Consider the following 22,364-nt stretch of genomic DNA (forward strand, 5'->3'; position numbering starts at 1 on the left):
GAGCTGCGCCGCAGCCACCGCCGCTCCCGCGGCCGAGCTGCGCCGCGGCCACCGCCGCTCCCGCGGCCGAGCTGCGCCGCGGCCACCGCCGCTCCCGCGGGCAGTCGTGCCGCTGGGGCGGCACGGGTGGGCGCGACGGCACCCCGCAAGCGCCGGGCTGCGCAGACACCCCCGCCCAGCACCAAAACCGGCGCCGGAGCACCCGTCAGGCACCGGGTCGCAGATCCCCTGCCCCCTTACAACCGCCCGATATCCCCGTACGGCATCCGCGGAGCCCGCCGCTCCGGAACCCTCCCGCTCAGCAGGATCAACCGCGCCGCCCGATGCCGCTGCCCCGCATACGGCTCCAGCAGCGACAGCATCACCGCATCATCCGCATCCCGATCCCCCGCCAGCGCCCATCCCACGATCCCCGGCAGATGCAGATCCCCGACGGTCACCGCATCCGCCGCCCCATGACTGCGCTGGACCGTCTCCGCCGACGTCCACGGCCCGATCCCCGACACCAGCTCCGACCGCTCCTGCGCCTCCGCCGGCGGCATTCCCGCCGCCTCCTCCAGCCGCGCAGCGACCCGCACCGCCCGCAGCACCGTCGTCGCCCGCTTGTCGTCGACCCCGGCACGGTGCCACTCCCAGGACGGGATCAGCGCCCAGGTACGCGGCGACGGCATCACCGACATCCGCTCCGGCGCGGGACCCGGCGCCGGCTCGCCGTACTTGCGTACCAGCAGCCGCCACGCCCGGTACGCCTCACCGGTCGTGACCTTCTGCTCCAGGACCGACGGGATCAACGACTCCAGCACCAGGCCGGTCCGGGTCAGCCGCAACCCCGGCCGGCGGTGCCGCGTCAGCGCCAGCAGCTTATGCCGCGGCACGAAGGCCGACGGATCGTCCAGAGCCCCGAGCATCCCCGGCAACCGCTCCAGCAGCCAGTCCGCCCCCGGGCCCCACGCCTCGCCCCGGACCTCACCGGACCGCCGCGTCACCCGGAGCGTCCCCGGGCCCGCCGGTGTCAGGCTCGCCCGCCACACGGAGCCGTCCGGCAGTGCCCGGAACGTCGGGTCCCCGGGCCCGCGCCGCAGCGGCCCGAGCACCAGGCCGAGGTCCAGCGGGCCGTCCGGCACCCAGGTCCGTACACGTGCCGGAGCCGGCGCCTGGCGAGGTACTCCCGCGGGTACCGGAACATGCCCGCCGCGCACTGTCGTACGGGTCGGGCGGGGAGTGAAACGTCCTGCCACGAGCGGACCCCAAGGGTGGAGGTGAGAGGTGAAGCCGGAAGGCGGCCGCCGTCGCGGAAGCCTCCTCAGAGGGTAGGCGCCCGCGCGCCGCTCACCGCACCTCGATGAAGGCGCCCGCCTCCCGCTCGGGCCGCGGGCGCGGCTCCTCCGCCGGATGGCCCACGGCGACCGCGCCCATCGGGTCCCAGTCCGCGGGCAGGTCCAGGACCTCGCGGACCACGTCGCGGCAGAACATCGTCGACGACACCCACGCCGAGCCCAGGCGCTCCCCGGCCAGCGCGACCAGGAAGTTCTGCACGCCGGCGCCTGTGGCGACCACGAACATCTCCCGCTCCGCCGCGTCCCGCCGCGCGTCCCCGTAGAAGTGGGAGCCGTCCATGACGAGGCAGGGCACGACCAGACAGGGCGCGTTGCGCAGGACGTCCCCGCGGCGGACGCGTCTGGCGATGGACTCCTCCGTCTTGCCGTCCCGCCGCAGGTCCGCGATCCACGCGTCCCGCATGGCGTCCAGGAGCCGCACGCGGGACCCGGGGGACTCCAGCAGGACGAAACGCCAGGGGGTGGTGTGGTGCGGGGCGGGGGCCGTCACCGCGGCGGCCACCGCGCGGCGCACCGCGTCCGGGTCGACCGGTTCGTCCGTGAAGGACCGCACCGTACGGCGCTGGGTCACCGCCTGCCGTACCGCCTCGGAGGTGCCCAGACGGAACATGTCGTCGCGCGCGCCGCGCACCATCGCCCGCGCACCCTCGCCGTCGTCGGCCCGCACCACGTGCGCCAGACCGCGGACGACGGCCACCGGCAGACCGGATGCCTTGCCCTTGACCAGGTCACCCGCCGCCGCGAGCTCGTCGGCCGTGGCGACGACCGTGGCGCCGAGCGGATTGCCGTACGCGTCGGTGCCACCGCGCAGATCGTCCAGGACGTGAAGGCCCGCCGCGCCGATCGCCACGTCCGTCAGTCCCGCGCGCCACGGGCGGCCGAAGGTGTCGGTGACGATCACGCCGACCTCGACGCCGAGGAGGTCGCGCAGACCCTCGCGGATCGCCCGCGCGGAGGCGTCCGGGTCCTCGGGCAGCAGCAGGACCGTACCGGCGGGGGTGTTGGAGGCGTCGACGCCCGCGGCGGCCATGATCAGGCCCTGTCGGTTCTCCACGATGCGCAGGGGGCCGCGCCGGGCCACCACGCGGACCGTCTCCGCGTCGATGGCGGCCTCGCGGTCGGCCGCCTCGACGATCCTGCCCTCCGCCTTGGAGACGATCTTCGAGGTGACCAGAAGGACGTCGCCGTCCGTCAGGTCCGGTGCGGCGGCCGCGATCAGCTTGGCCAGGTCGTCGCCCTCGCGGATCTCGGGCAGGCCCGGCAGGGCCCGGACCTGGTAGCCGTCGGGTGCCGGGTGCGTGCCGCTCATACCGCCCGCACCTCTCCGGCCAGGTTCAGCGCCTCCCGCGCCATCCGCGCGGTCGCGTCGACGTCGGTCATCATCAGCGGTACAGCCCGGCAGCGGATCCCGGCCGCCTCGACACGCTCCACGCAGGACGCGTCGACAGTGTCCACCAGCCAGCCGTCCAGCAGGCCCGAGCCGTAGTGCTCGGCCACCGCCGGGGCCGTGGACTCCACTCCGACGGCCGCGAGCACCTTGTCGGCCATACCGCGCACGGGCGCGTCCCCGACGATCGGCGACAGGCCGACCACCGGCACGCCCGCGTCGGCGATCGCCTCCCGGATGCCGGGCACGGCGAGGATGGTGCCGATGGAGACCACGGGGTTGGACGGCGGGAAGAGGATCACATCGGCCCCGGCGATCGCCTCCAGGACGCCGGGGGCCGGCTTCGCGTGCTCCGCGCCGACCGGCACGACGGCCTCGGCCGCCACCGAGGCCCGCAGCCGCACCCAGTACTCCTGGAAGTGGATCGCCTTGCGCTCACCGGATCCCGCGGCGGAGTCGCTGTCGGGCAACGTCACCGCGACATGTGTCTCCACGCGGTCGTCGGTCATCGGGATGAGGCGCACCCCGGGCTTCCAGCGGTCGCACAGCGCCTCGGTCACGGCGCTGAGCGGATACCCGGCACTCAGCATCTGTGTGCGCACGATGTGCGTGGCGAAGTCCCGGTCGCCAAGACCGAACCACTCGGGACCGATCCCGTACGCGGCGAGCTCCTCCTTGAGGTGGAAGGTCTCGTCGGTCCGCCCCCAGCCCTGCTCCTCGTTGATACCGCCGCCGAGGGTGTACATCACCGTGTCGAGGTCCGGGCAGACCTTCAGCCCGAAGAGGTGGATGTCGTCCCCGGTGTTGCCGATGACGGTGATGTCCGCGTCGGGCGCGGACTGCTTCAGACCGCGCAGGAAACGGGCACCGCCGATGCCGCCTGCCAGAACCACAATGCGCATGGGTCCATCCTCGCAGGCCGCTACGACATCGCGTCAGGCAGTCACCGGACCGGGACGGTGCGGGCCTCGCAGTGGGGGGCGGGGCTCCCTCCGGCCGAACGGAGCCGGGACTGCCGGGACTGGGGGAGCATCGGCATCTCGGTCAGGCCGGGGTAGTAGACGTGCAGGCTGACCGCGGGTTCCAGCGCGTCGTTGACGATCTCGTGGACGTAACCGGGCGCGAACACCCGCTGGGCGCCGGCCGTCAACGCGCGCGTGCCGCGTTCCGTCCGCTCGGTGAGGGCACCGTCCAGGACCGTGAGCACGCCGGAGGAGCGGCCGTGGCCGTGCGTCCCGCTGCCCTGGCCCGGTACCCAGGACAGCAGCCACACCTCGTAGCCGGGGCCGGTGCGCAGCCGGTGGTACCAGCGGCTGGTGGCGTCGTACTCGACGAGATGTGCCCACTGGGAGCGGTTGTCGGCGATGGAGCGGGCCAGCCCGGCGAACTCGGCGACGGTGGCCGGGTGTTCGCGCGGGGGCTGGAGCAGGTGCGGGACTTCGAGGATGTCACCGGCGATCTGGAGGTCGCTGTCGCTGTTCATGGGTGCGGGGGTTCCTTGGCGGGAAGCGGTGGGGGTGCGGGTGTCGCGGCCCGTGCGCCCGGATCGCGGGCAGGGGCGGCGAGAGGTGCCCTGGTGGGAGCGAAGGAATCAGCGGCCGTGTCGGGTGGACTCGGCGGTGGCGGGAGCGCGTGGGCTCAACAGCCGGAACAGCGACAGCTACAGCTACAGCGAGCGCGGGCAGCACCGGAGAACCCGGCGGAGCGGGTCGGGGTGAGTGCCGGATTCGCGAGCATGCCCCCAAGGACAGCGGTTCACTCCTCCACTGTCAACTCGACGCCCGCTTCGTGGGACGCGGTTCACCCCATCCGGTTCATCGCGCAGGCGAAAGGTTTGCTCATTCGTTTCCCGGGACACAAGGTGCGCACGGCCGGGCGTCGTGTGCGTCGTTGCGATCCCGTGATCCGAATGTGATCCGGTTCGCTTCGTCGCGGGTCTCGCAACGGGATCGATCTCCTGGGCGTCCTCCCTGGAGAGGTTCCGTACGGGGCTGGAGAGCCACGCGGGTCCTCTGCGTGTGTCGAGGTTTAGGATGATTTGAACACTTTCCGCTCGGCCTTGGTTCCGCAGAGTGAATAAGGGGCCCAATAGCAGATCTCGGCTTGACTCGCCCGGAGCAGCACACTTGTAATTTCACTCGTGTCGTTCAGCCGGAATCGGTAACGGCTGGATCACGGGGACGCGAAAGACGGACGAGGGGCGCACATGACCGAGCTGGTGCAGCAACTGCTGGTCGACGACGCGGACGAGGAGCTCGGCTGGCAGGAGCGCGCGCTGTGCGCCCAGACCGATCCCGAGTCCTTCTTCCCCGAGAAGGGCGGATCGACCCGGGAGGCCAAGAAGGTCTGTCTCGCCTGCGAGGTCCGCTCCGAATGCCTCGAGTACGCCCTCGCCAACGACGAGCGCTTCGGCATCTGGGGCGGCCTGTCCGAGCGGGAGCGGCGCCGGCTGAAGAAGGCCGCGGTCTGACGTACGGCACATCGCCGCGGTACTCCGGCGTCCTGCCGTACGCCGTCATCTCCCTACATGCGTCACTTCATCCCTACGTCACGCGAGGCCCGTCGCAGGTGGGTTGTCCACAGGCGGCGGGCCGCTGTGGTGCCCAGCCGATAGTGTGGTCGCTCGTCCGAGACGCCCCGCCGCCCCCACCGGGCACGGGCGTCCCCCACAGTCCACCGAACCGGGGCCCGTACCTCGATGTCCGTGCACAGCCACACGGCAGCCCGTCACGACCTCGCTGCCAGTCCTGAGTTCCCGCGTCACGTGGTGACCGCGGTCCTCGTCTCCCACGACGGCGCCCGCTGGCTGCCCGACGCGCTCGCCGGGCTGCTCGGCCAGGAGCGACCCGTCCAGTTCGCCATGGGCGCCGACACCGGCAGCGCGGACGACTCCGCCCAGCTGGTCGCCGAAGCCCTCGGCGACGACCACGTGCTGCACCTCGCCCGGCGCACCGGCTTCGGCCAGGCGGTCGAGGAGTGCAACCGCAGCGCCCCGCATCTCACACCGGACGAGCTGCCGTACCTGAAGCGGCCGAGCGGCTGGGACCCGGTCACCCGCAGCTGGCGCGACGACGCCTACGACCTGCCGGACCTGCCGCACGGCGAACCCGTGCAGTGGCTGTGGCTGCTGCACGACGACTGCGCCCCCGAACCCGACGCGCTGGCCGAGCTGCTGCGCGTCGTGGAGAACGAGTACGAGCTCGGCCGCGACGACGTGGCCGTGGTCGGCCCCAAACTCCGCGGCTGGTACGACCGCAGGCAGCTTCTCGAGGTCGGCGTCTCCATCGCCAACTCCGGCCGCCGCTGGACGGGCCTGGACCGTCGCGAACAGGACCAGGGCCAGCACGACCACGTACGGCCCGTGCTGTCGGTGTCCACCGCCGGCATGCTGGTCCGCCGCGACGTCTTCGACCGGCTCGGCGGATTCGACCGCCATCTGCCCCTCATGCGGGACGACGTCGACCTGTGCTGGCGTGCCCACTCGGCCGGCCACCGGGTCCTCGTCGCGCCCGACGCCGTCGTCCGGCATGCGGAGGCCGCCTCCCGCGAGCGCCGCACCGTCGACTGCGTGGGCCGCACCTCCGCCTCCCCGCACAAGGTGGACAAGGCGGGGGCGGTCTACACCCTGCTCGTCAACGCCCGTACCGCCGCGCTGCCCTGGGTGCTCTTCCGGGTCGTCCTCGGCAGCCTGCTGCGCACCCTCGCCTACCTCGTCGGCAAGGTCCCCGGACAGGCCGTCGACGAGATCCGCGGCCTCATGGGCACCCTGCTGCGCCCGGAACGGATCCTGGCCGGACGGCGCCACCGCGGCACCCCGGAGACCGGCAAGGACGAGATGCGGCCGCTGTTCCCGCCGCCCGGCGCGACCGTCCGCGTCACCGTGGAACAGGTCGCGAGCGACCTCGTCGGCCGCTCCGACCCCGAAGCCGTCTCCGGCGCGGGACGGCACGGCAGCGCCACCGAGTCCGGGCCCGGCGGCGACGACGCCGACTTCCTGGAGATCGAGCAGTTCGCCCGCCTCAAGCGCGTCGCCCGCAAACCCGGCCCGGTGCTCTTCCTGGTGCTGCTGCTGGTGTCCCTGGCGGCCTGCCGCCAGCTCATCGGCGGCGGCGCGCTCGCGGGCGGCGCCCTGTTCCCCGCGCCCGCCGACGCGGGCGACCTGTGGGCGCGCTACACCGACACCTGGCACGCCGTCGGTGCCGGCGGCACCGGATCCGCGCCGCCGTACCTCGCCGTCGTGGCGGCCTTCGCCTCGCTCCTGTTCGGCTCCACCGGCCTCGCCGTCACGATCCTCCTGGTCTGCTCCGTACCGCTGGCCGGTTTCACCGCGTACTTCGCCTCCCGTCCGCTCGTTCCGTCCCGGCTGCTGCGCGCGTGGGCGGCCGTCGCCTACGCCTTCCTGCCCGCCGCGACCGGCGCCCTGGCCGGCGGCCGCATCGGCACCGCCGTCCTCGCCGTACTGCTGCCGCTCGCCGCCCGCGCGGGCATCGCCGCGAGCGGCCTCACCAGTCCCGCCGACCTGCGCGGCAGCTGGCGCGCCACCTGGGCGTACGCGCTGCTGCTCACGATCACCACGGCGTTCACCCCCATCGTGTGGCCCATCGCCCTGGTCCTCGGCATCGGCGTTCTGGCCCTGCGCCGAACCGACCTCCCGGCCTACGGACTCCGCTTCCTGGCCCAGCTGGGCACGCCCCTCCTGGTCCTCGCCCCCTGGTCGTTCACCCTGCTCCCCTTCGGCTTCTTCCAGGAGGCCGGCCTGGAGTACGGCCCGTCGACGGCCTCCGCCCTCGACCTGCTCGGGGCGAGCCCGGGCGGCCCCGGAACCGTCAGCGGCCTGCTGCTCATCGGCCTGGTCCTCGCCGCACTCGGCGCCCTGCTGCGCTCCGAGCGCCGGACGGCGATCCTCACGGCGTGGGCGGCCGCCCTGGTGGGACTCGTCTTCGCGGTCCTGTCCAACAACTCGGCCTGGGCCGGCCCCGCGACGCTCGTCTACGGCATCGCCGTCCTGGCCGCGGCCGCGCTCGGTGCCGACGGCGCGCGCTCGCGCGTCGCCGAGCAGAGCTTCGGCTGGCGCCAGCCCGCCGCCGCCCTGATCGCCCTCGCCTGCGCCGTCGGCCCCCTGGTCCTCGCCGCCGGCTGGATGATCCGCGGCGCCGACGGACCCGTGGAACGGCGCGACCCGGTCCAGGTGCCCGCCTTCGTCGCCGAGGAGAGCGGCACCAGCGACCAGGCCCGCACCCTCGTCCTCAGCAGCGAATCCACCGAGCGCGTCGGCTATGTGCTGGTCCGCGGCTCCGGCGCCCGGATGGGCGACGCCGAGACCGCCGCGGTGGACGGCGCGAACACGCGACTCGACCGGGTCGTCGCCAACCTGGTCGCGGGATCCGGCGCCGACCAGGCCGACGAGCTCGGCGGCTTCGCCGTCCGCTACGTCCTGGTCCACCAGGGAGCCCCGCGCGAGGTCACCCGGGTCCTGGACGCGACGCCCGGCCTGAGCCGGCTCAGCCAGCAGGCCGGTGGCGCGCTGTGGCGGGTCGACCGGCAGGTCTCCCGCGCGAGCATCGTCCCCGGCAAGGGCGGCGACGGCGAGCCCGTGCCCGTGGCCGCCGGTCCGGTCGAGATCCACACCGAGATCCCGGAGGGCGCCGAGGGCCGCGTCCTGCGCCTCGCCGACGCCACCGCCGAGGGCTGGACCGCCACCCTGGACGGCAAGCCGCTGCCCCGCACCACGGTCGACGACTGGGCCCAGGGCTTCGAGCTTCCCTCCTCCGGCGGCACGCTGGACGTCACCTACGACGAGCCGGTCACCCACACCGCCTGGCTGTGGGCCCAGGGCCTGCTCGCCCTGGTCCTCGTCGTCATGGCCCTGCCCGGCCGCCGCCGCGACATCGACGACGACCTGCCGGAGGAGCCGTCCCTGCCCGCCGAGGCCGTGGCCGGGGAGGGCCGCCGGGCCCGCCGCCTGCGCGCCCAGGCGGCGGAGACGGAGTCCGCAGACGACGGGGCCGCCGACGAGGACTTCCCCGCCCCGCCGGAGCAGCCCCCGGCCCCCGCTCCCGTCCCGCCCCAGCCGGACTACGGCGACTGGGACGCGGCGCAGTACGCGAACGCCGACACCAACGCCGACTACGACACCAACGGCGCCAACGCCGCCTACGACACCAACGGCGCCAACGCCGCCTACGACACCAACGGCGCCGGTGCCGCCTACGACACCAACGCCTACCCGGCCGACCAGTACCAGCAGTACGCGACGGACGCCTACGGCCGGCCCTACCCGCCCGACGCCTATGACCAGGGTGGCCCGTACGACCCGTACGCGTACGGCACCCAGCAGCAGCCGTACGACCCGACGTACGACCAGGGCGGCTACGACCAGAACTACCCGCAGGGCTACGACACGTCGTACGACCCCCACGGCACGGGCGGCGAGCGTCCCGACGGGAGCCAGCAGTGAACCGGACCACCCTGTCCCTGATCGCGGGCGCGACCGCGCTCGCCGCCGTCACCGGCTTCGCCGCGATGTCCTCACCCGACACCGGGACCGCGGACGAGGCCGCCACGGCGGCGGCCCACCTTCCGGTGGAACGCACGAGCCTGCTGTGCCCCCAGCCGAGCTCCTCCGACCTGGCCGAGACGACCTACACGTCCTTCACGCCCGTCACGGAGGGCACGAAGAGCGACGGTGAGGCCGGACTCCGGCCGGCCACGGAGAAGCCGCAGCCCGACGAGAAGGACGACGAGGGCGGCAAGGGCGGCAAGGGCGGCAAGGACGACGAGGGCGGCAAGGGTGAGAAGGACAGCCCGAGCGGCAAGGACGTACTGAAGCCCGGGGACCCCGGCAAGCCGGTCACCGGAGACGCCTCCGGAGGCGACGCCCCGGCGCTCATCGGAACCGCCGAGGGCCGCGTCGCGCCCGGCTGGACCGTGCAGCAGACGACCGAGGTGGCCGCGGGCACCGGCCGGGGCCTGCAGGGCGTCGCCTGCGCGCCCGCCGACACCGAATTCTGGTTCCCGGGCGCGAGCACCGGCGAGGACCGCACCGACTACGTCCACCTGACCAACCCCGACGACTCGGCGGCGGTGGTCGACATCGAGCTCTACGGCAAGGACGGTGACCTGAAGACGACGGTGGGGGAGGGCATCACGGTCCAGCCGCACTCCGCCGAGCCGGTGCTGCTGTCCACGCTCACCGACGAGAAGCAGACCGACGTGACCGTGCACGTCGTGGTCCGCAGCGGACGGGTCGGCGCGGCCGTGCAGGCCCTGGACGACAAGCTGGGCGGCGACTGGCTGCCCGCGTCGGCCGACCCCTCGGGCAGCCTGGTCCTGCCCGGCATCCCGAAGGACGCCACCGCCGTCCGCCTGGTCGCCTTCACCCCGCACGACGCCGACGTCGACGTGAAGGTGCGCCTCGCCTCCCCCTCCGGCCTGATCACCCCGGCCGGCCAGGAGACGCTGCATGTGAAGGGCGGCATGACGGCGGCCGTCGACCTGGGCGACATCACGCGTGGTGAGCCGGGCTCCCTGGTGCTGACGGCGCCGGACGGCTCCGTGCCACTCGTGGCGGCGGTACGGGTGCTGCGCGGCAAGGGGGAGAAGCAGGAGTCGGCGTTCCTCCCGGCCGCCCGGCCGGTCGGCGCGCGGGCGACGGCCGTGGACAACACCGCCAAGGGCACGACCCTTTCGGTGACCGCGCCCGAGGGCGACGCCAAGGTCAAGGTCACCGCCTCCGCCGGCACGAAGGGCGGCACGCCGGCGTCCAAGACGTACACGATCAAGTCGGGCACGACCCAGGACATCGAGGTGCCCGCGCCGTCGGGAGTGAAGGGGACGTACGCCCTCACGATCGAACCGGAGACGGCTACGCCCGTCTACGCGTCCCGCACCCTCGCGGCGACGAAGAACGGCGTCCCGTTCTTCACCGTCCAGTCACTCCCGGACGACCGGGGGACGGTGGCGGTACCGGAGGCGAGCGAGGACCTGTCGGTCCTGCAGAAGCAGCGGGGCTCGGGGTGATCCCTCAGTCCTCCCCGTACCGGGGATCCACGGTCTCGGGTGTGAGCCCCAGCAGGTCGGCCACCTGTTCCACCACGACCTCGTGGACCAGGGCCGCCCGCTCGTCGCGTCCCTTGGTCCGGATCTCGACCGGCCGTCGGTAGATCACCACCCGGGCGGGCCGCCCCTCACGGGCGGCCACGGTCCCGCCCAGCGGCACCGCCTCGTCGCTCCACACCGCTCCCGCGCCCCTACCGTCCAGCCGCGGTACGTCCAGCACCAGGAAATCGATGTCGGAGAGCTGCGGCCAGCGTCGCTCCAGCCGCTCCACCGAGTCCTGCACCAGATCCGCGAACGTCTCCGCGCGGCTGGCGGCGAGCGGTACCTGGGGTGGTGCGACGGGCCCGCGCATGCCACGGCCGTGGCGATCACGGCGTCGGGGCCCGGGGCCGGTGGGACGGGGAGTCACGGGGGTGTCCATCACTGCGAAGAGTAGTCGTCGCACGGCCGCCCCGCCCGACCCCCGCGTGCCTTCGGGCCGACCCGCGGGTCATGTCACAACATGACCATTCCAGCCAAGGTTGGGCTCGATTTCGTACCCTTCCAGGACTGATGATCTCAAGGTGATTGGCAGCTTTTGTACCAACTGGTGACCGGAATCAGTACCGTCCGGCCTTCCGGCCCTGCGTATCCGTCCAGGTCGCAAGGTGTGGCCAAAGGGATACGTGGGGCGTTTCACACCACGACACGGGCGAGTGACCTGGTGGAGAGTCGTCGCGGCCCGCTCAAGAGTGCGGTACCGTCCAACACCGTGAGCCCTGTACGTCGCTGTTCGCGCACCGCCTGCGGCCGTCCTGCCGTCGCGACGCTGACGTACGTCTACGCCGACTCGACCGCGGTCCTCGGCCCCCTCGCCACCTACGCCGAACCCCACTGCTATGACCTGTGCGCCGAGCACTCCGAGCGCCTCACCGCCCCGCGCGGCTGGGAGGTCGTGCGCCTGCTCGATGCCTCGGCCCCGGCCCAGCCGAGCGGGGACGATCTGGAGGCGCTGGCGAACGCGGTGCGCGAGGCCGCCCGCCCTCAGGAGCGCGCGGCGGGCGGCGCGGCCGGTTCCCGCACGGCCGACCCCATGGAGGTCGCACGCCGCGGCCACCTGCGTGTCCTGCGCTCGCCGGACAACTGACCGGGCGCCGCTCCCCCCTCCGCCGGCGGCCGGCATCCGCGAGGAACGTTCGGTGACCGGGACCGGACCGCCACCCCCTACGGGTAGTTTGTGGTGACCGACAGGACTTCCGGAAGGGCTGGCCGTGGCTGCTGATCTCTCGCAGATCGTGAAGGCGTACGACGTGCGCGGGGTCGTCCCCGACCAGTGGGACGAGACGCTCGCCGAGCTCTTCGGTGCCGCCTTCGCCCGGGTGACCGGCGCGACCGCCATCGTCACCGGTCACGACATGAGGCCGTCGTCGCCAGGCCTGTCGGGCGCGTTCGCGCGGGGGGCGGCGGCCCACGGCGTCGACGTGACCGAAATCGGCCTGTGCTCGACCGACCAGCTCTACTACGCCTCGGGCGCCCTGAACCTCCCGGGCGCGATGTTCACCGCCTCGCACAACCCGGCGCGTTACAACGGCATCAAGCTCTGCCGCGCGGGCGCCGCACCGGTCGGCCAGGACACAGGCCTGGCGGAGATCCGGGAACTCGTCGAGCGATGGAGCGAGACGGGCGCCCCGGAGCCGACGGCCGACGCTCCCGGAACGATCACCCGGCGCGACACCTTGGACGACTACGCGGCACACCTGCGCTCTCTCGTCGAGCTGGCCTCCATCCGTCCCCTGAAGGTCGTCGTCGACGCCGGCAACGGCATGGGCGGGCACACCGTTCCGACGGTCTTCGCCGGCCTGCCGCTCACCCTCGTCCCGATGTACTTCGAACTCGACGGCACCTTCCCCCACCACGAGGCCAACCCCCTCGACCCGGCCAACCTCGTCGACCTGCAGAAGCGGGTCCGGGAGGAAGGCGCCGATCTCGGGCTCGCCTTCGACGGGGACGCCGACCGCTGCTTCGTCGTCGACGAGCGGGGCGAACCCGTCCCGCCGTCCGCGATCACCGCCCTGGTCGCTTCCCGCGAACTGGCCCGCAACGGTGGCAAGGGCACGATCATCCACAACCTGATCACGTCCTGGTCGGTCCCTGAGGTCGTACGGGAGAACGGCGGTACCCCCGAACGCACCCGCGTGGGCCACTCCTTCATCAAGGCCGAGATGGCCAGAACCGGTGCGATCTTCGGAGGGGAGCACTCCGCGCACTACTACTTCCGCGACTTCTGGAACGCCGACACGGGCATGCTCGCCGCCCTGCACGTCCTCGCCGCCCTCGGTGGCCAGCAGGGCACCCTGTCCGCCCTGGTCGCCCAGTACGACCGGTACAGCGGCTCCGGCGAGATCAACTCCACCGTCGACGACCAGACCGCCCGCGTCGCCGCGATCAGGGCCGCGTACGAGGGCAGGGAGGGCATCACCCTCGACGAACTGGACGGTCTCACCGTCACCTCCGCCGAATGGTGGTTCAACGTCCGCCCCTCCAACACCGAACCCCTCCTCCGCCTGAACGCGGAAGCCCGTGACGAACTCACCATGTCCAGGATCCGGGACGAAGTCCTGAAACTCATCAGGTCGTAACCCTCCCGGCAGACCGGGCGCCGTCCCCCTCCCACCCACGTCGCACGGGAGACCTCCTCCCACCGGTCCGCCCCGCCCCCGCCCCGCGAACGAGCCGTCCGGGGAGGGTGGGCCCCACGGCACCCCGCCGGCGCCGGGCCGCGCCACATTCCCCGCCCGGCCCACGCCGGGCACCGCGCAGCCCAGCCCGCGACCCACCCCCCACCGGCGGTACCCTGACCAGCACATCCACCCAGCGAAGGGACCCCCATGCCACTCGAAGCCGGCCTCCTGGAGATCCTCGCCTGCCCGGCCTGCCACTCCCCCCTCGAGGAGCGGGACACCGAGCTGACCTGCACCGGCCAGGACTGCGGCCTGGCCTACCCGGTCCGCGACGGCATCCCCGTACTCCTCGTCGACGAGGCCCGCCGCCCGGCGTAACCGAGAACCCGCGTACCGCCTGCCCGCGGGCCGGCGGGCCGGCGGATTCGCAGCCCCGCGTACCCGCGCCCCGCCGATCCGAGATCGGAGCCTGCCGCACATGCTCGACGAATCGCTGCTCGACTCACCGGAGGGCCTCGCCGAGGCCGACCGCCGCGCCCTGCTCCGCGGCGCCGCCGAAGCCGGCGCCCGCGTCCGCACCGCCGCACGGCACGCCGCCGAAGCCGGCGTCAACGATCTCAAGCCGGACGGCCGCCCCCGCGCCGTCCTCATCGCGGGTCCCGGCGCCGCCGCCACCCAGGCCGCCGACCTCCTCGGCACCCTGGCCGGCGCCGGCAGCCCCGTCACCCGGCTCGCGCCCACCGGCGTCGCCCCCGCCGCGGGCGCCCTGCGCTGGGAGCTGCCCGGCTGGGCCGGTTCCGTCGACCTGCTCCTCATCGCCACCCCGGACGGCACCGAACCCGGCCTGGCCCTGCTCTCCGAGCAGGCCTACCGCCGCGGCTGCACGGTCGTCGCCGTCGCCCCCGCCCGCACCCCGCTCGCCGACGCGGTCGGTGGCTCCCACGGCCTGTTCATCCCCATGGCCACCGCGCCCTATGACCAGGACGAACCCCTGGCGGCCGCGTCCTCCGGCGTGCTGTGGGCGCTGCTGACCCCGCTGCTCGCCCTCCTGGACCGCACCGGCCTGCTCACCGCCCCGCCCGAGGCGCTGCAGCGGATCGCCGATCGTCTCGACGGCATCGCCGAACGCTGCGGACCCGCCATCGTGACGTACAGCAACCCCGCCAAGACGCTGGCCGCGGAACTCGCCGACGCACTGCCCGTCGTCTGGACCGAGGGCGTCTCGGCCGGTCCGGCCGGCCGCCGGTTCACCGCCGCGCTCGCCGAGCTGTCCGGCACGCCCGCCATCGTCGCCGAACTGCCCGAGGCGCTCGCCGCGCACAGCGCCCTGCTCGCCGGACCGCTCGCGGCCCGTGCGGATCCGGACGACTTCTTCCGCGACCGCGTCGAGGAGAGGCCCGCCCTGCACGCCCGCGTGGTGCTGCTCAGGGACCGCCCCATCGGCGGCCTCACCGCGGCTCCCGCAGCCCGTGAACTGGCCCTCACCCACGACACACCGATCAGCGAGCTGGAACCGGACGCGGGCGGCGAACTGGAAACCCTCGCGGAACTGATCGCCGTCACGGATTTCGCCGCCGTTTACCTGGCGCTCGCCTCAAGAGCCTGATCATGTCCGGGACCCCCTGACGTCACGCACGACAACCGGCAGAAGGAACGCGGAGAACCCCATGGACCGCCTCGACAACACCATCCGCCCCTACGCCTGGGGTTCCACCACCGCCATCCCGCGGCTGCTCGGCACCGAACCCACCGGCGAGCCGCAGGCGGAGATGTGGATGGGCGCCCACGCCGGCGCACCCTCGCGCACCGGCCGGGGGACCCTCGCCGAGGTCATCGACGCGGCCCCGGAGAAGGAACTCGGCCCGGAGTCGGTCGCCAGGTTCGGCCCCCGGCTGCCCTTCCTCCTCAAACTCCTCGCCGCCGGATCCCCGCTCTCCCTCCAGGTCCACCCCGACCTCGCCCAGGCGAAGGCGGGTTACGCCGACGAGGAGCGCCGGGGCGTCCCCGTGACCGCCCCGCACCGCAACTACAGGGACGCCAACCACAAGCCCGAACTGGTTTGCGCGCTCACCGAGTTCGACGGCCTGTGCGGCTTCCGAGACCCGCTGAGGGCTGCCGGGCTCCTCGACGGCCTCGGCGTGGACTCCCTCAAGCCGTACGTCGACCTGCTGCACGCCCACCCCGAAGAGGCGGCCCTGCGCGAGGTCCTCACCGCGATCCTCACCGCCGACCCCGAGGAGATGGCCCGCACGGTCGCCGAGACCGCCGCCGCCTGCGACCGCCTCGGCGGCGACTACGCCCCCTACGCCGGCATCGCCCACCACTACCCGGGCGACCCCGGAGTCATCGCCGCGATGCTCCTCCACCACGTCCGGCTCCAGCCCGGCGAGGCGCTCTTCCTGGGCGCCGGAGTCCCGCACGCCTACCTCGACGGCCTCGCCGTCGAGATCATGGCCAACTCCGACAACGTCCTGCGCTGCGGCCTGACGCCCAAACACGTCGACGTCCCTGAACTCCTGCGCATCGTCCGCTTCGAGTCCCGCGACCCCGGCGTCCTGCGCCCGGAAGCCGGCCCGGACGGCGAGGAGGTCTACGAGACCCCCATCGACGAGTTCCGCCTCTCCCGCTATGTCCTCCCCGAGGCCGGCGCCGCCCAGGACCTCACCCTCACCACCCCGCAGATCCTGCTCTGCACCGCGGGCTCCGTCCGGGCGGGCGAGCACGCACTGTCCCCGGGTACCTCCGTGTTCGTCCCCGCAGGTGAGAAGGCCGAAGTGGCGGGCAAGGGAACGCTGTTCCGGGCCACGGTCGTCGCCTGAACCCCTCAGGCCGACGGTCCGCCGCGCCGACGCCGAACCGGGCTGCAACAATGTCCCACCGTCATAGGACGGGTTGAGCCCCGGGCTGCGTACGACGCACCCATCAGGGCCCCACACGGGATACGAAGGGACAACGCGAACAGATGAGCGCGTCAGGCGGCACCAAAGCGATCGTGGCGGCACTCGCCGCGAACCTCGCGATCGCGGTAGCGAAGTTCGTGGCGTTCCTCTTCAGTGGCTCCTCGTCGATGCTCGCCGAGTCCGTGCACTCGCTCGCCGACTCCGGCAACCAGGGCCTGCTGCTCGTCGGCGGCAAGAGGGCACAGCGGCAGGCCACCCCGGAGCACCCCTTCGGCTACGGCCGCGAGCGCTACATCTACGCCTTCCTCGTTTCCATCGTGCTCTTCTCGGTCGGCGGCATGTTCGCCCTCTACGAGGGCTACGAGAAGATCAAGCACCCGCACGAGCTGACGCACTGGTACTGGCCGGTCGGCGTCCTCGTCTTCGCGATCATCGCCGAGAGCTTCTCCTTCCGTACCGCCATCAAGGAGTCCAACGTCCTGCGGGGCAACCGCTCCTGGAAGGAGTTCGTCCGCCACTCCAAGGCTCCGGAGCTGCCGGTGGTCCTCCTGGAGGACCTCGGCGCGCTCATCGGCCTGATCCTCGCCCTCGGCGGTGTCGGCCTGGCCCTGGCCACCGGCGACAGCGTCTGGGACGGCATCGGCACCCTCTGCATCGGCATCCTGCTCATCCTGATCGCCCTGGTTCTCGCCGTCGAGACCAAGTCCCTGCTGCTCGGTGAGGCCGCGGGCGCCGAGGAGACCCGGAAGATCGAGGCCGCCGCCGTCGACGGTGACACCGTCACCCGCGTCATCCACATGCGCACCCTCCACCTCGGGCCGGAGGAACTGCTGGTGGCCGCGAAGATCGCCGTCCGCCACGACGACACCGCCGCCGAGGTGGCCTCGGCCATCGACGCCGCCGAGTCCCGCATCCGCGAGGCCGTCCCGATCGCCCGGGTGATCTACCTCGAGCCCGACATCTACAGCGAGGCCGAAGCCGCCAAGGGCGCCGACCCGCAGGCCACCCCCGGCGGGCCCACCCAGCCGGACACCGCTCACTAGACGTACCGAGCACGCAGGGCACCGGGCCGTCCCCGCACGACGGGGCCGGCCCGGCGTCCCCAAAACGGCCTGATGTGTACGCGGCCGGACTGGGGGTCGTCCGGCCGCGCGGTGTAGCTTGGGACGGAGCCAGACGTCGCTGCTGATGGCGGTCGGGCGGTCCCACCGGGGACCGGCCGAGGGAGAGAGGGCCTCCGACGGACTGCGCTGCGCGCACGCGGGCATGCCTGTGTCCTCTTCGGGGCACCCCTGTGTCCGCCGCCGCGCAGACCAGCCGTACCCACCTCGACCCACACCCCGAGGAGCAGCCCGTCATGACGACTGTCGACAACCGACAGGACTTCAAGGTCGCCGACCTCTCCCTGGCCGAGTTCGGCCGCAAGGAGATCACCCTCGCCGAGCACGAGATGCCCGGCCTGATGGCGATCCGCAAGGAGTACGCCGAGACCCGGCCCCTGGCCGGCGCCCGGGTCACCGGCTCCCTGCACATGACCGTGCAGACCGCCGTTCTCATCGAGACCCTGGTCGCCCTCGGCGCCGAGGTCCGCTGGGCGTCCTGCAACATCTTCTCCACCCAGGACCACGCCGCGGCCGCCATCGCCGTCGGCCCGGACGGCACGCCCGACAACCCGCGGGGCGTCCCGGTCTTCGCCTGGAAGGGCGAGACCCTTCAGGAGTACTGGTGGTGCACCGAGCAGGCGCTGACCTGGCCGGACAGCCCCACCGGCGGCCCCAACATGATCCTCGACGACGGCGGTGACGCCACCCTCCTCGTCCACAAGGGCGTCGAGTACGAGAAGGACGGCAAGGCTCCTTCGCCCGACACCGCCGAGTCCGACGAGCACCGCGTCATCCTCGAACTGCTCAACCGCACCCTGGGCGAGAACCCCCAGAAGTGGACCCAGCTCTCCTCCGAGATCCGCGGTGTCACCGAGGAGACCACGACCGGCGTCCACCGCCTGTACGAGATGCAGCGCGAAGGCACCCTCCTGTTCCCGGCGATCAACGTCAACGACGCCGTCACCAAGTCGAAGTTCGACAACAAGTACGGCTGCCGCCACTCCCTGATCGACGGCATCAACCGCGCCACCGACACCCTGATCGGCGGCAAGACGGCCGTCGTGTTCGGCTACGGCGACGTGGGCAAGGGCTGCGCGGAGTCCCTGCGCGGTCAGGGCGCCCGCGTGGTCATCACCGAGATCGACCCGATCTGCGCCCTGCAGGCCGCGATGGACGGCTACCAGGTGACGACCCTCGACGACATCGTCGACAAGGCCGACATCTTCGTCACCACGACCGGCAACAAGGACATCATCATGGCCTCCGACATGGCCAAGATGAAGCACCAGGCCATCGTGGGCAACATCGGCCACTTCGACAACGAGATCGACATGGCCGGCCTCGCCAAGGTGCCCGGCATCGTCAAGGACGAGATCAAGCCGCAGGTCCACACCTGGACCTTCCCCGACGGCAAGAAGATCATCGTCCTCTCCGAGGGCCGCCTGCTGAACCTGGGCAACGCCACCGGTCACCCGTCGTTCGTGATGTCCAACTCCTTCGCGGACCAGACCCTGGCCCAGATCGAGCTGTTCACCAAGCCCGACGAATACCCGACCGGCGTCTACGTCCTGCCCAAGCACCTCGACGAGAAGGTCGCCCGCCTGCACCTCGACGCGCTCGGCGTGAAGCTGACCACCCTCCGCCCCGAGCAGGCCGAGTACATCGGCGTCCAGGTCGAGGGCCCGTACAAGTCGGACCACTACCGCTACTGAGCCGAGGCTCCCACCGCGGGGAGCGCATCCGCGCACGGACACGCTCCCCGGCAGCAGGTCCCCCGAGGCAGGCCCCCGCACCCCCGTGTCGGGGGCCTGCCCCATGGACGGACCGGCGACCGGCCCAGCCCGTCACGACCCAGGACCCCCATGCCCCGCGGCCGCTATTCGCTCCACGATCCGCACGACCACACCCCCCTCGCGGACGAACACTTCCAGTGCGCCCCCGGTCCGTCCGGCTGGCGCTACGTCTCCCGGCTCACCGCCCCCTCCGGCGATCACCTGGGCTCGGTCGACCTCGCCCTCGACGAACTCGGCCGCCCCATCCGTCTCGAACTCCACGCCGCGAGCTGGCAGGTCCGCGGCGCCGCCCTCGACGGCGTCACCTGGGTCCGCACCGACCCCACCGGAGTCCACGCCACCGAAGGCCATGCGCGCGCCCACGCCTTCACCGGCTCGTCCCCCGCGTTCCTCGTCGCCACCGCCCGTCTGCTGCGCCTCACCCCCTCCTCCGCGGCCACCCGCGTACGCCTCGTCGCCTTCACGGACCCGGTCCTCGCCCCGCGCACCCTGGACCAGTCCTGGGCACTGGTGAAGAGAGAAGCACACGCCACTGACAACGGCCCCCTGACCGTCGACGAATACCAGGTCACAGCCCTGGACACGGGTGAGCAGCATGCCGTGCACCTGGCCGGCGACGTGGTCCTCGGGGCCCCCGGGATCGAACTCGAAGACCTCGCATCACCACCGTCGGTCTTCGACTGAGCGGCATGTCCGAAGCCGTCTACGCCGGCGGCACGAACCCTGTCGACGGCCGATCGGCCGACACCCCGTCCCGCGACGCCGCGGCTCCCCCCTCCACCGACGGAACGGACGGCCGTACCTCCGGCGGCACGTTCGGCGACACGGCCGCGGGAAGGTTCGCGGGGGGCGGGACGGGCGGGACATAGCCACCCGCGACACCCGCGACACCCGTGCCCCCCGTCGGACCGGCGGTACCGCTCTGCCCGCTCCCCCCAGCAACCCCGTGCGCGAACGCCCGCCGCGCCTCGCGGGCCTGCCGCTCCTGCACCACCGCCGCCAGATACGCGGCGGGCGGCACGCCCGGCGGCACCGGCGCGCCCGTACGCTCCGCCAGGTCCGCGGCCAGCCGCTCCGCCATGGACCAGCCGACCGCCGGATCCAGTTGCCGCATCCGTGTCAGGTACTGACGGACGGCGAGCCACAGACCATCGGGCACCGCCGACAGATCGAGGCTTGAGAAACGCCCGGCGAGCCACGGCGGAGGCGGCGGTACGAAGTCCGCCCGACCGGCAGGCACCCGCTCCCGTACGACCAGAGTCCCCGCGAACACATCCCCGAGCCGTCGGCCTCGCGCGGAGACCAGCGAGGCGACGCAGGCCACGACACCGAGGGTCATCAGGATCTCGATCACACCGATCAGGCCCCGCACCAGCGCATGCCGGAACCGGATCGGCCCCCCGTCGTCCCGCACCACCCGCAGCCCGCAGGCCATCTTCCCGAGCGACCGCCCGTGGCTGAGCGTCTCGACCATGATCGGCCCACCGACCAGCACCAGAACGAACACCGCGATCGATATCGCGGTCCGCGCCGCCTGATCCAGGGAGGCCGTGGCAGCCACCAGACCAAGGGTCACCGCGATGTACGCGGCCACGGCAACGGCCAGATCGAGCAGGACCGCAAGCGCCCTGCTGGGCAGCCTCGCGGGGCGCAACTCCAGCGCCACCGCCTCGCCCGTCACCAGCTCACTCACGCCCGTCGCCCTTTCCTGGCCTGCCCCGAACATCGTCAGTCTGCCAAGCTGATGACCCGACCGTCGACGAACAGCCGAGGAGCAGGCACACCGATGGACCTCGACGTCTTCGTCTCCGCCCACCGCGCGGAGTGGGACCGCCTCGACGCCCTCCTCCGGCGCCAGCGCCGCCTCACCGGCGCGGAGGCCGACGAACTCGTCGTCCTCTATCAGCGCACCGCCACCCATCTGTCCCTGATCCAGTCGGCCGCTCCCGATCCGCAGCTGACCGGCAGACTCAGCCAGCTGGTGGCACGCGCGCGCAGTGCGGTGACAGGAGCCCGCCGAGCCTCCTGGCGGGACGTCACGCGCTTCCTGACCCACAGTTTCCCGGCCGCCGTCTACCGATCGCGCCACTGGTGGGTGCCCACGGCACTGCTCTCCACAGCGGTGGCGGCACTGCTCGGCTGGTGGATAGGCACCCATCCCGATGTACAGGCGTCGATCGCGGCGCCCGGCGAACTGCGCGAGCTCACCCGCCCCGGCGGCCAGTACGAGACGTACTACTCGAGCAACCCCGCGGCGTCCTTCGCCGCTCAGGTCTGGACGAACAACGCCTGGGCCGCGGCGCTCTGCCTGATCCTGGGAGTCTTCCTGGGCCTGCCGGTCCTGTGGATCCTCTTCCAGAACATGCTCAACCTCGGTGTCGGCTTCGGTCTGATGTCCTCCGCCGGACGCCTCGACACCTTCCTCGGCCTCGTGCTGCCGCACGGCCTCCTGGAACTCACCGCCGTCTTCGTCGCGGCCGGTACCGGCCTCCGGCTCGGCTGGACCGTCATCGACCCGGGCCCGCGCACCCGGCGCACAGCCCTGGCGGAGGAGGGCCGTGCGGCCCTGGCCATGGCGATCGGCCTCGCTCTGGTGCTGTTCATCTCCGGCGCCGTCGAAGGCTTCGTCACCCCCTCGGGCCTGCCCACCTGGGCACGCATCACCATCGGGGTCGTCGCCGAGCTGGCCTTCCTGGCCTACGTCTATGTCGTGGGCGGTCGTGCGGCACGCGCCGGCGAAACGGGTGACCTCGAGGCATCGGAGCGCAGTGCCGACGTGCCGACGGCCGCCTGATGTGCGGAGCGCCCGGTTGAGCTGCTAGTCTCCTGCTTGCCTCACAGGAGCCGTTGACACGGAGCGTGTGGGGAGGTAGATTCAAACAGTTGCCTGGAGATGGGGCTAGACCCCGGAAGGCCACAACGAGCATCTATCGGCTTCTCGACGGAACACTGATTCCGCGGAAGCACCTCCCGATCAATCGGAGAACGAGGGCCGGTCAATCCGCCCCAGAACTTCTGATAAAGTCGGAATCGCCGGAAAGGGAAACGCGAAAGCGTAAACCTGGAAAGCACCGAGGAAATCGGATCGGAAAGATCTGATAGAGTCGGAAACGCAAGACCGAAGGG

Annotated in this window: 18 protein-coding genes; 12 read left to right on the forward strand and 6 right to left on the reverse strand. The window is 72.4% G+C overall.

All coding sequences use genetic code 11. The annotated features are described in order from the left end of the window. Nucleotides 1–236 precede the first annotated feature (236 nt). From ACIF9R_RS27660 to ACIF9R_RS27675, 4 genes are all read right to left on the reverse strand, one after another. Nucleotides 237–1,238 (reverse strand): DNA-3-methyladenine glycosylase family protein, encoded by a 1,002-nt coding sequence (locus tag ACIF9R_RS27660; RefSeq protein ID WP_399985086.1) that lies wholly within the window; start codon nucleotides 1,236–1,238, stop codon nucleotides 237–239. A 91-nt stretch (nucleotides 1,239–1,329) separates the two neighbouring features. Then, the gene (locus tag ACIF9R_RS27665) at nucleotides 1,330–2,646 is read right to left on the reverse strand and encodes a coenzyme F420-0:L-glutamate ligase (protein WP_399985087.1); all 1,317 of its coding nucleotides are present in this window, start codon (nucleotides 2,644–2,646) and stop codon (nucleotides 1,330–1,332) included. Then, on the reverse strand, nucleotides 2,643–3,626 hold the full coding sequence (cofD, locus tag ACIF9R_RS27670) for a 2-phospho-L-lactate transferase (RefSeq protein ID WP_399985088.1): 984 nt from the start codon (nucleotides 3,624–3,626) through the stop codon (nucleotides 2,643–2,645). Before cofD ends, ACIF9R_RS27665 begins: the two co-directional genes overlap by 4 nt. 41 nt (nucleotides 3,627–3,667) lie before the next feature. Continuing rightward, nucleotides 3,668–4,207, reverse strand: a complete 540-nt coding sequence (locus ACIF9R_RS27675) for a cysteine dioxygenase (protein WP_399985089.1) — start codon at nucleotides 4,205–4,207, stop codon at nucleotides 3,668–3,670. 723 nt (nucleotides 4,208–4,930) lie between these two features. Between ACIF9R_RS27675 and ACIF9R_RS27680 the strand changes: the two genes are divergently transcribed. From ACIF9R_RS27680 to ACIF9R_RS27690, 3 genes are all read left to right on the forward strand, one after another. Continuing rightward, entirely contained in the window at nucleotides 4,931–5,194 is a 264-nt protein-coding gene (locus ACIF9R_RS27680) for a WhiB family transcriptional regulator (protein WP_003975777.1), read from the forward strand. 228 nt (nucleotides 5,195–5,422) lie between these two features. After that, nucleotides 5,423–9,181 carry a glycosyltransferase gene (locus tag ACIF9R_RS27685; protein WP_399985090.1) on the forward strand — a complete coding sequence of 1,253 codons (3,759 nt, stop codon included), beginning with the start codon at nucleotides 5,423–5,425 and terminating at the stop codon, nucleotides 9,179–9,181. After that, entirely contained in the window at nucleotides 9,178–10,743 is a 1,566-nt protein-coding gene (locus ACIF9R_RS27690) for a DUF5719 family protein (protein ID WP_399985091.1), read from the forward strand. Before ACIF9R_RS27685 ends, ACIF9R_RS27690 begins: the two co-directional genes overlap by 4 nt. 4 nt (nucleotides 10,744–10,747) lie before the next feature. Here the strand turns inward: ACIF9R_RS27690 and ACIF9R_RS27695 are convergent, their stop codons facing one another. Next, nucleotides 10,748–11,203: a metallopeptidase family protein gene (locus ACIF9R_RS27695; RefSeq protein WP_399985092.1), complete on the reverse strand. Its 456-nt coding sequence runs from the start codon at nucleotides 11,201–11,203 to the stop codon at nucleotides 10,748–10,750. A gap of 282 nt (nucleotides 11,204–11,485) precedes the next feature. Between ACIF9R_RS27695 and ACIF9R_RS27700 the strand changes: the two genes are divergently transcribed. From ACIF9R_RS27700 to ACIF9R_RS27735, 8 genes are all read left to right on the forward strand, one after another. Then, complete coding sequence (locus tag ACIF9R_RS27700; protein ID WP_399985093.1) at nucleotides 11,486–11,908, forward strand: DUF3499 domain-containing protein; 423 nt, start codon at nucleotides 11,486–11,488, stop codon at nucleotides 11,906–11,908. 124 nt (nucleotides 11,909–12,032) lie between these two features. Next, nucleotides 12,033–13,400: a phosphomannomutase/phosphoglucomutase gene (locus tag ACIF9R_RS27705; RefSeq protein WP_399985094.1), complete on the forward strand. Its 1,368-nt coding sequence runs from the start codon at nucleotides 12,033–12,035 to the stop codon at nucleotides 13,398–13,400. A gap of 249 nt (nucleotides 13,401–13,649) precedes the next feature. After that, on the forward strand, nucleotides 13,650–13,820 hold the full coding sequence (locus ACIF9R_RS27710; protein WP_399985095.1) for a Trm112 family protein: 171 nt from the start codon (nucleotides 13,650–13,652) through the stop codon (nucleotides 13,818–13,820). A gap of 100 nt (nucleotides 13,821–13,920) precedes the next feature. After that, nucleotides 13,921–15,048 carry an SIS domain-containing protein gene (locus tag ACIF9R_RS27715; RefSeq protein ID WP_399985096.1) on the forward strand — a complete coding sequence of 376 codons (1,128 nt, stop codon included), beginning with the start codon at nucleotides 13,921–13,923 and terminating at the stop codon, nucleotides 15,046–15,048. Nucleotides 15,049–15,109: 61 nt separating this feature from the next. Next, a complete protein-coding gene (manA, locus tag ACIF9R_RS27720; RefSeq protein ID WP_399985097.1) occupies nucleotides 15,110–16,261 on the forward strand; it encodes a mannose-6-phosphate isomerase, class I in 1,152 nt (383 codons plus the stop codon). A 143-nt stretch (nucleotides 16,262–16,404) separates the two neighbouring features. Next, complete coding sequence (locus ACIF9R_RS27725; protein WP_399985098.1) at nucleotides 16,405–17,385, forward strand: cation diffusion facilitator family transporter; 981 nt, start codon at nucleotides 16,405–16,407, stop codon at nucleotides 17,383–17,385. A 314-nt stretch (nucleotides 17,386–17,699) separates the two neighbouring features. Continuing rightward, complete coding sequence (ahcY, locus tag ACIF9R_RS27730) at nucleotides 17,700–19,157, forward strand: adenosylhomocysteinase (RefSeq protein ID WP_399985099.1); 1,458 nt, start codon at nucleotides 17,700–17,702, stop codon at nucleotides 19,155–19,157. 150 nt (nucleotides 19,158–19,307) lie between these two features. Continuing rightward, on the forward strand, nucleotides 19,308–19,922 hold the full coding sequence (locus tag ACIF9R_RS27735; RefSeq protein WP_399985100.1) for a hypothetical protein: 615 nt from the start codon (nucleotides 19,308–19,310) through the stop codon (nucleotides 19,920–19,922). Between the two features lie 19 nt (nucleotides 19,923–19,941). On the opposite strand, the gene ACIF9R_RS27740 is transcribed toward ACIF9R_RS27735, so the two are convergent. Continuing rightward, the gene (locus ACIF9R_RS27740; RefSeq protein WP_399985101.1) at nucleotides 19,942–20,931 is read right to left on the reverse strand and encodes an RDD family protein; all 990 of its coding nucleotides are present in this window, start codon (nucleotides 20,929–20,931) and stop codon (nucleotides 19,942–19,944) included. A gap of 93 nt (nucleotides 20,932–21,024) precedes the next feature. On the opposite strand from ACIF9R_RS27740, the gene ACIF9R_RS27745 reads away from it, so the two are divergent. After that, a complete protein-coding gene (locus ACIF9R_RS27745) occupies nucleotides 21,025–22,032 on the forward strand; it encodes a stage II sporulation protein M (protein ID WP_399985102.1) in 1,008 nt (335 codons plus the stop codon). Nucleotides 22,033–22,364 lie beyond the last annotated feature (332 nt).

Origin of the sequence: Streptomyces sp. NPDC086080, from assembly GCF_044540255.1 — a bacterium.
Lineage (GTDB): Bacteria > Actinomycetota > Actinomycetes > Streptomycetales > Streptomycetaceae > Streptomyces.

Coding starts and splice junctions, on each gene's coding strand:
- ACIF9R_RS27675 (WP_399985089.1), bottom strand. CDS start 4,207: ATGAACAGCGACAGCGACCTCCAGATCGCCGGTGACATCCTCGAAGTC.
- ACIF9R_RS27745 (WP_399985102.1), top strand. CDS start 21,025: ATGGACCTCGACGTCTTCGTCTCCGCCCACCGCGCGGAGTGGGACCGC.
- ACIF9R_RS27665 (WP_399985087.1), bottom strand. CDS start 2,646: ATGAGCGGCACGCACCCGGCACCCGACGGCTACCAGGTCCGGGCCCTG.
- ACIF9R_RS27725 (WP_399985098.1), top strand. CDS start 16,405: ATGAGCGCGTCAGGCGGCACCAAAGCGATCGTGGCGGCACTCGCCGCG.
- cofD (WP_399985088.1), bottom strand. CDS start 3,626: ATGCGCATTGTGGTTCTGGCAGGCGGCATCGGCGGTGCCCGTTTCCTG.
- ACIF9R_RS27710 (WP_399985095.1), top strand. CDS start 13,650: ATGCCACTCGAAGCCGGCCTCCTGGAGATCCTCGCCTGCCCGGCCTGC.
- ACIF9R_RS27735 (WP_399985100.1), top strand. CDS start 19,308: ATGCCCCGCGGCCGCTATTCGCTCCACGATCCGCACGACCACACCCCC.
- manA (WP_399985097.1), top strand. CDS start 15,110: ATGGACCGCCTCGACAACACCATCCGCCCCTACGCCTGGGGTTCCACC.
- ahcY (WP_399985099.1), top strand. CDS start 17,700: ATGACGACTGTCGACAACCGACAGGACTTCAAGGTCGCCGACCTCTCC.
- ACIF9R_RS27685 (WP_399985090.1), top strand. CDS start 5,423: ATGTCCGTGCACAGCCACACGGCAGCCCGTCACGACCTCGCTGCCAGT.
- ACIF9R_RS27715 (WP_399985096.1), top strand. CDS start 13,921: ATGCTCGACGAATCGCTGCTCGACTCACCGGAGGGCCTCGCCGAGGCC.
- ACIF9R_RS27680 (WP_003975777.1), top strand. CDS start 4,931: ATGACCGAGCTGGTGCAGCAACTGCTGGTCGACGACGCGGACGAGGAG.
- ACIF9R_RS27695 (WP_399985092.1), bottom strand. CDS start 11,203: ATGGACACCCCCGTGACTCCCCGTCCCACCGGCCCCGGGCCCCGACGC.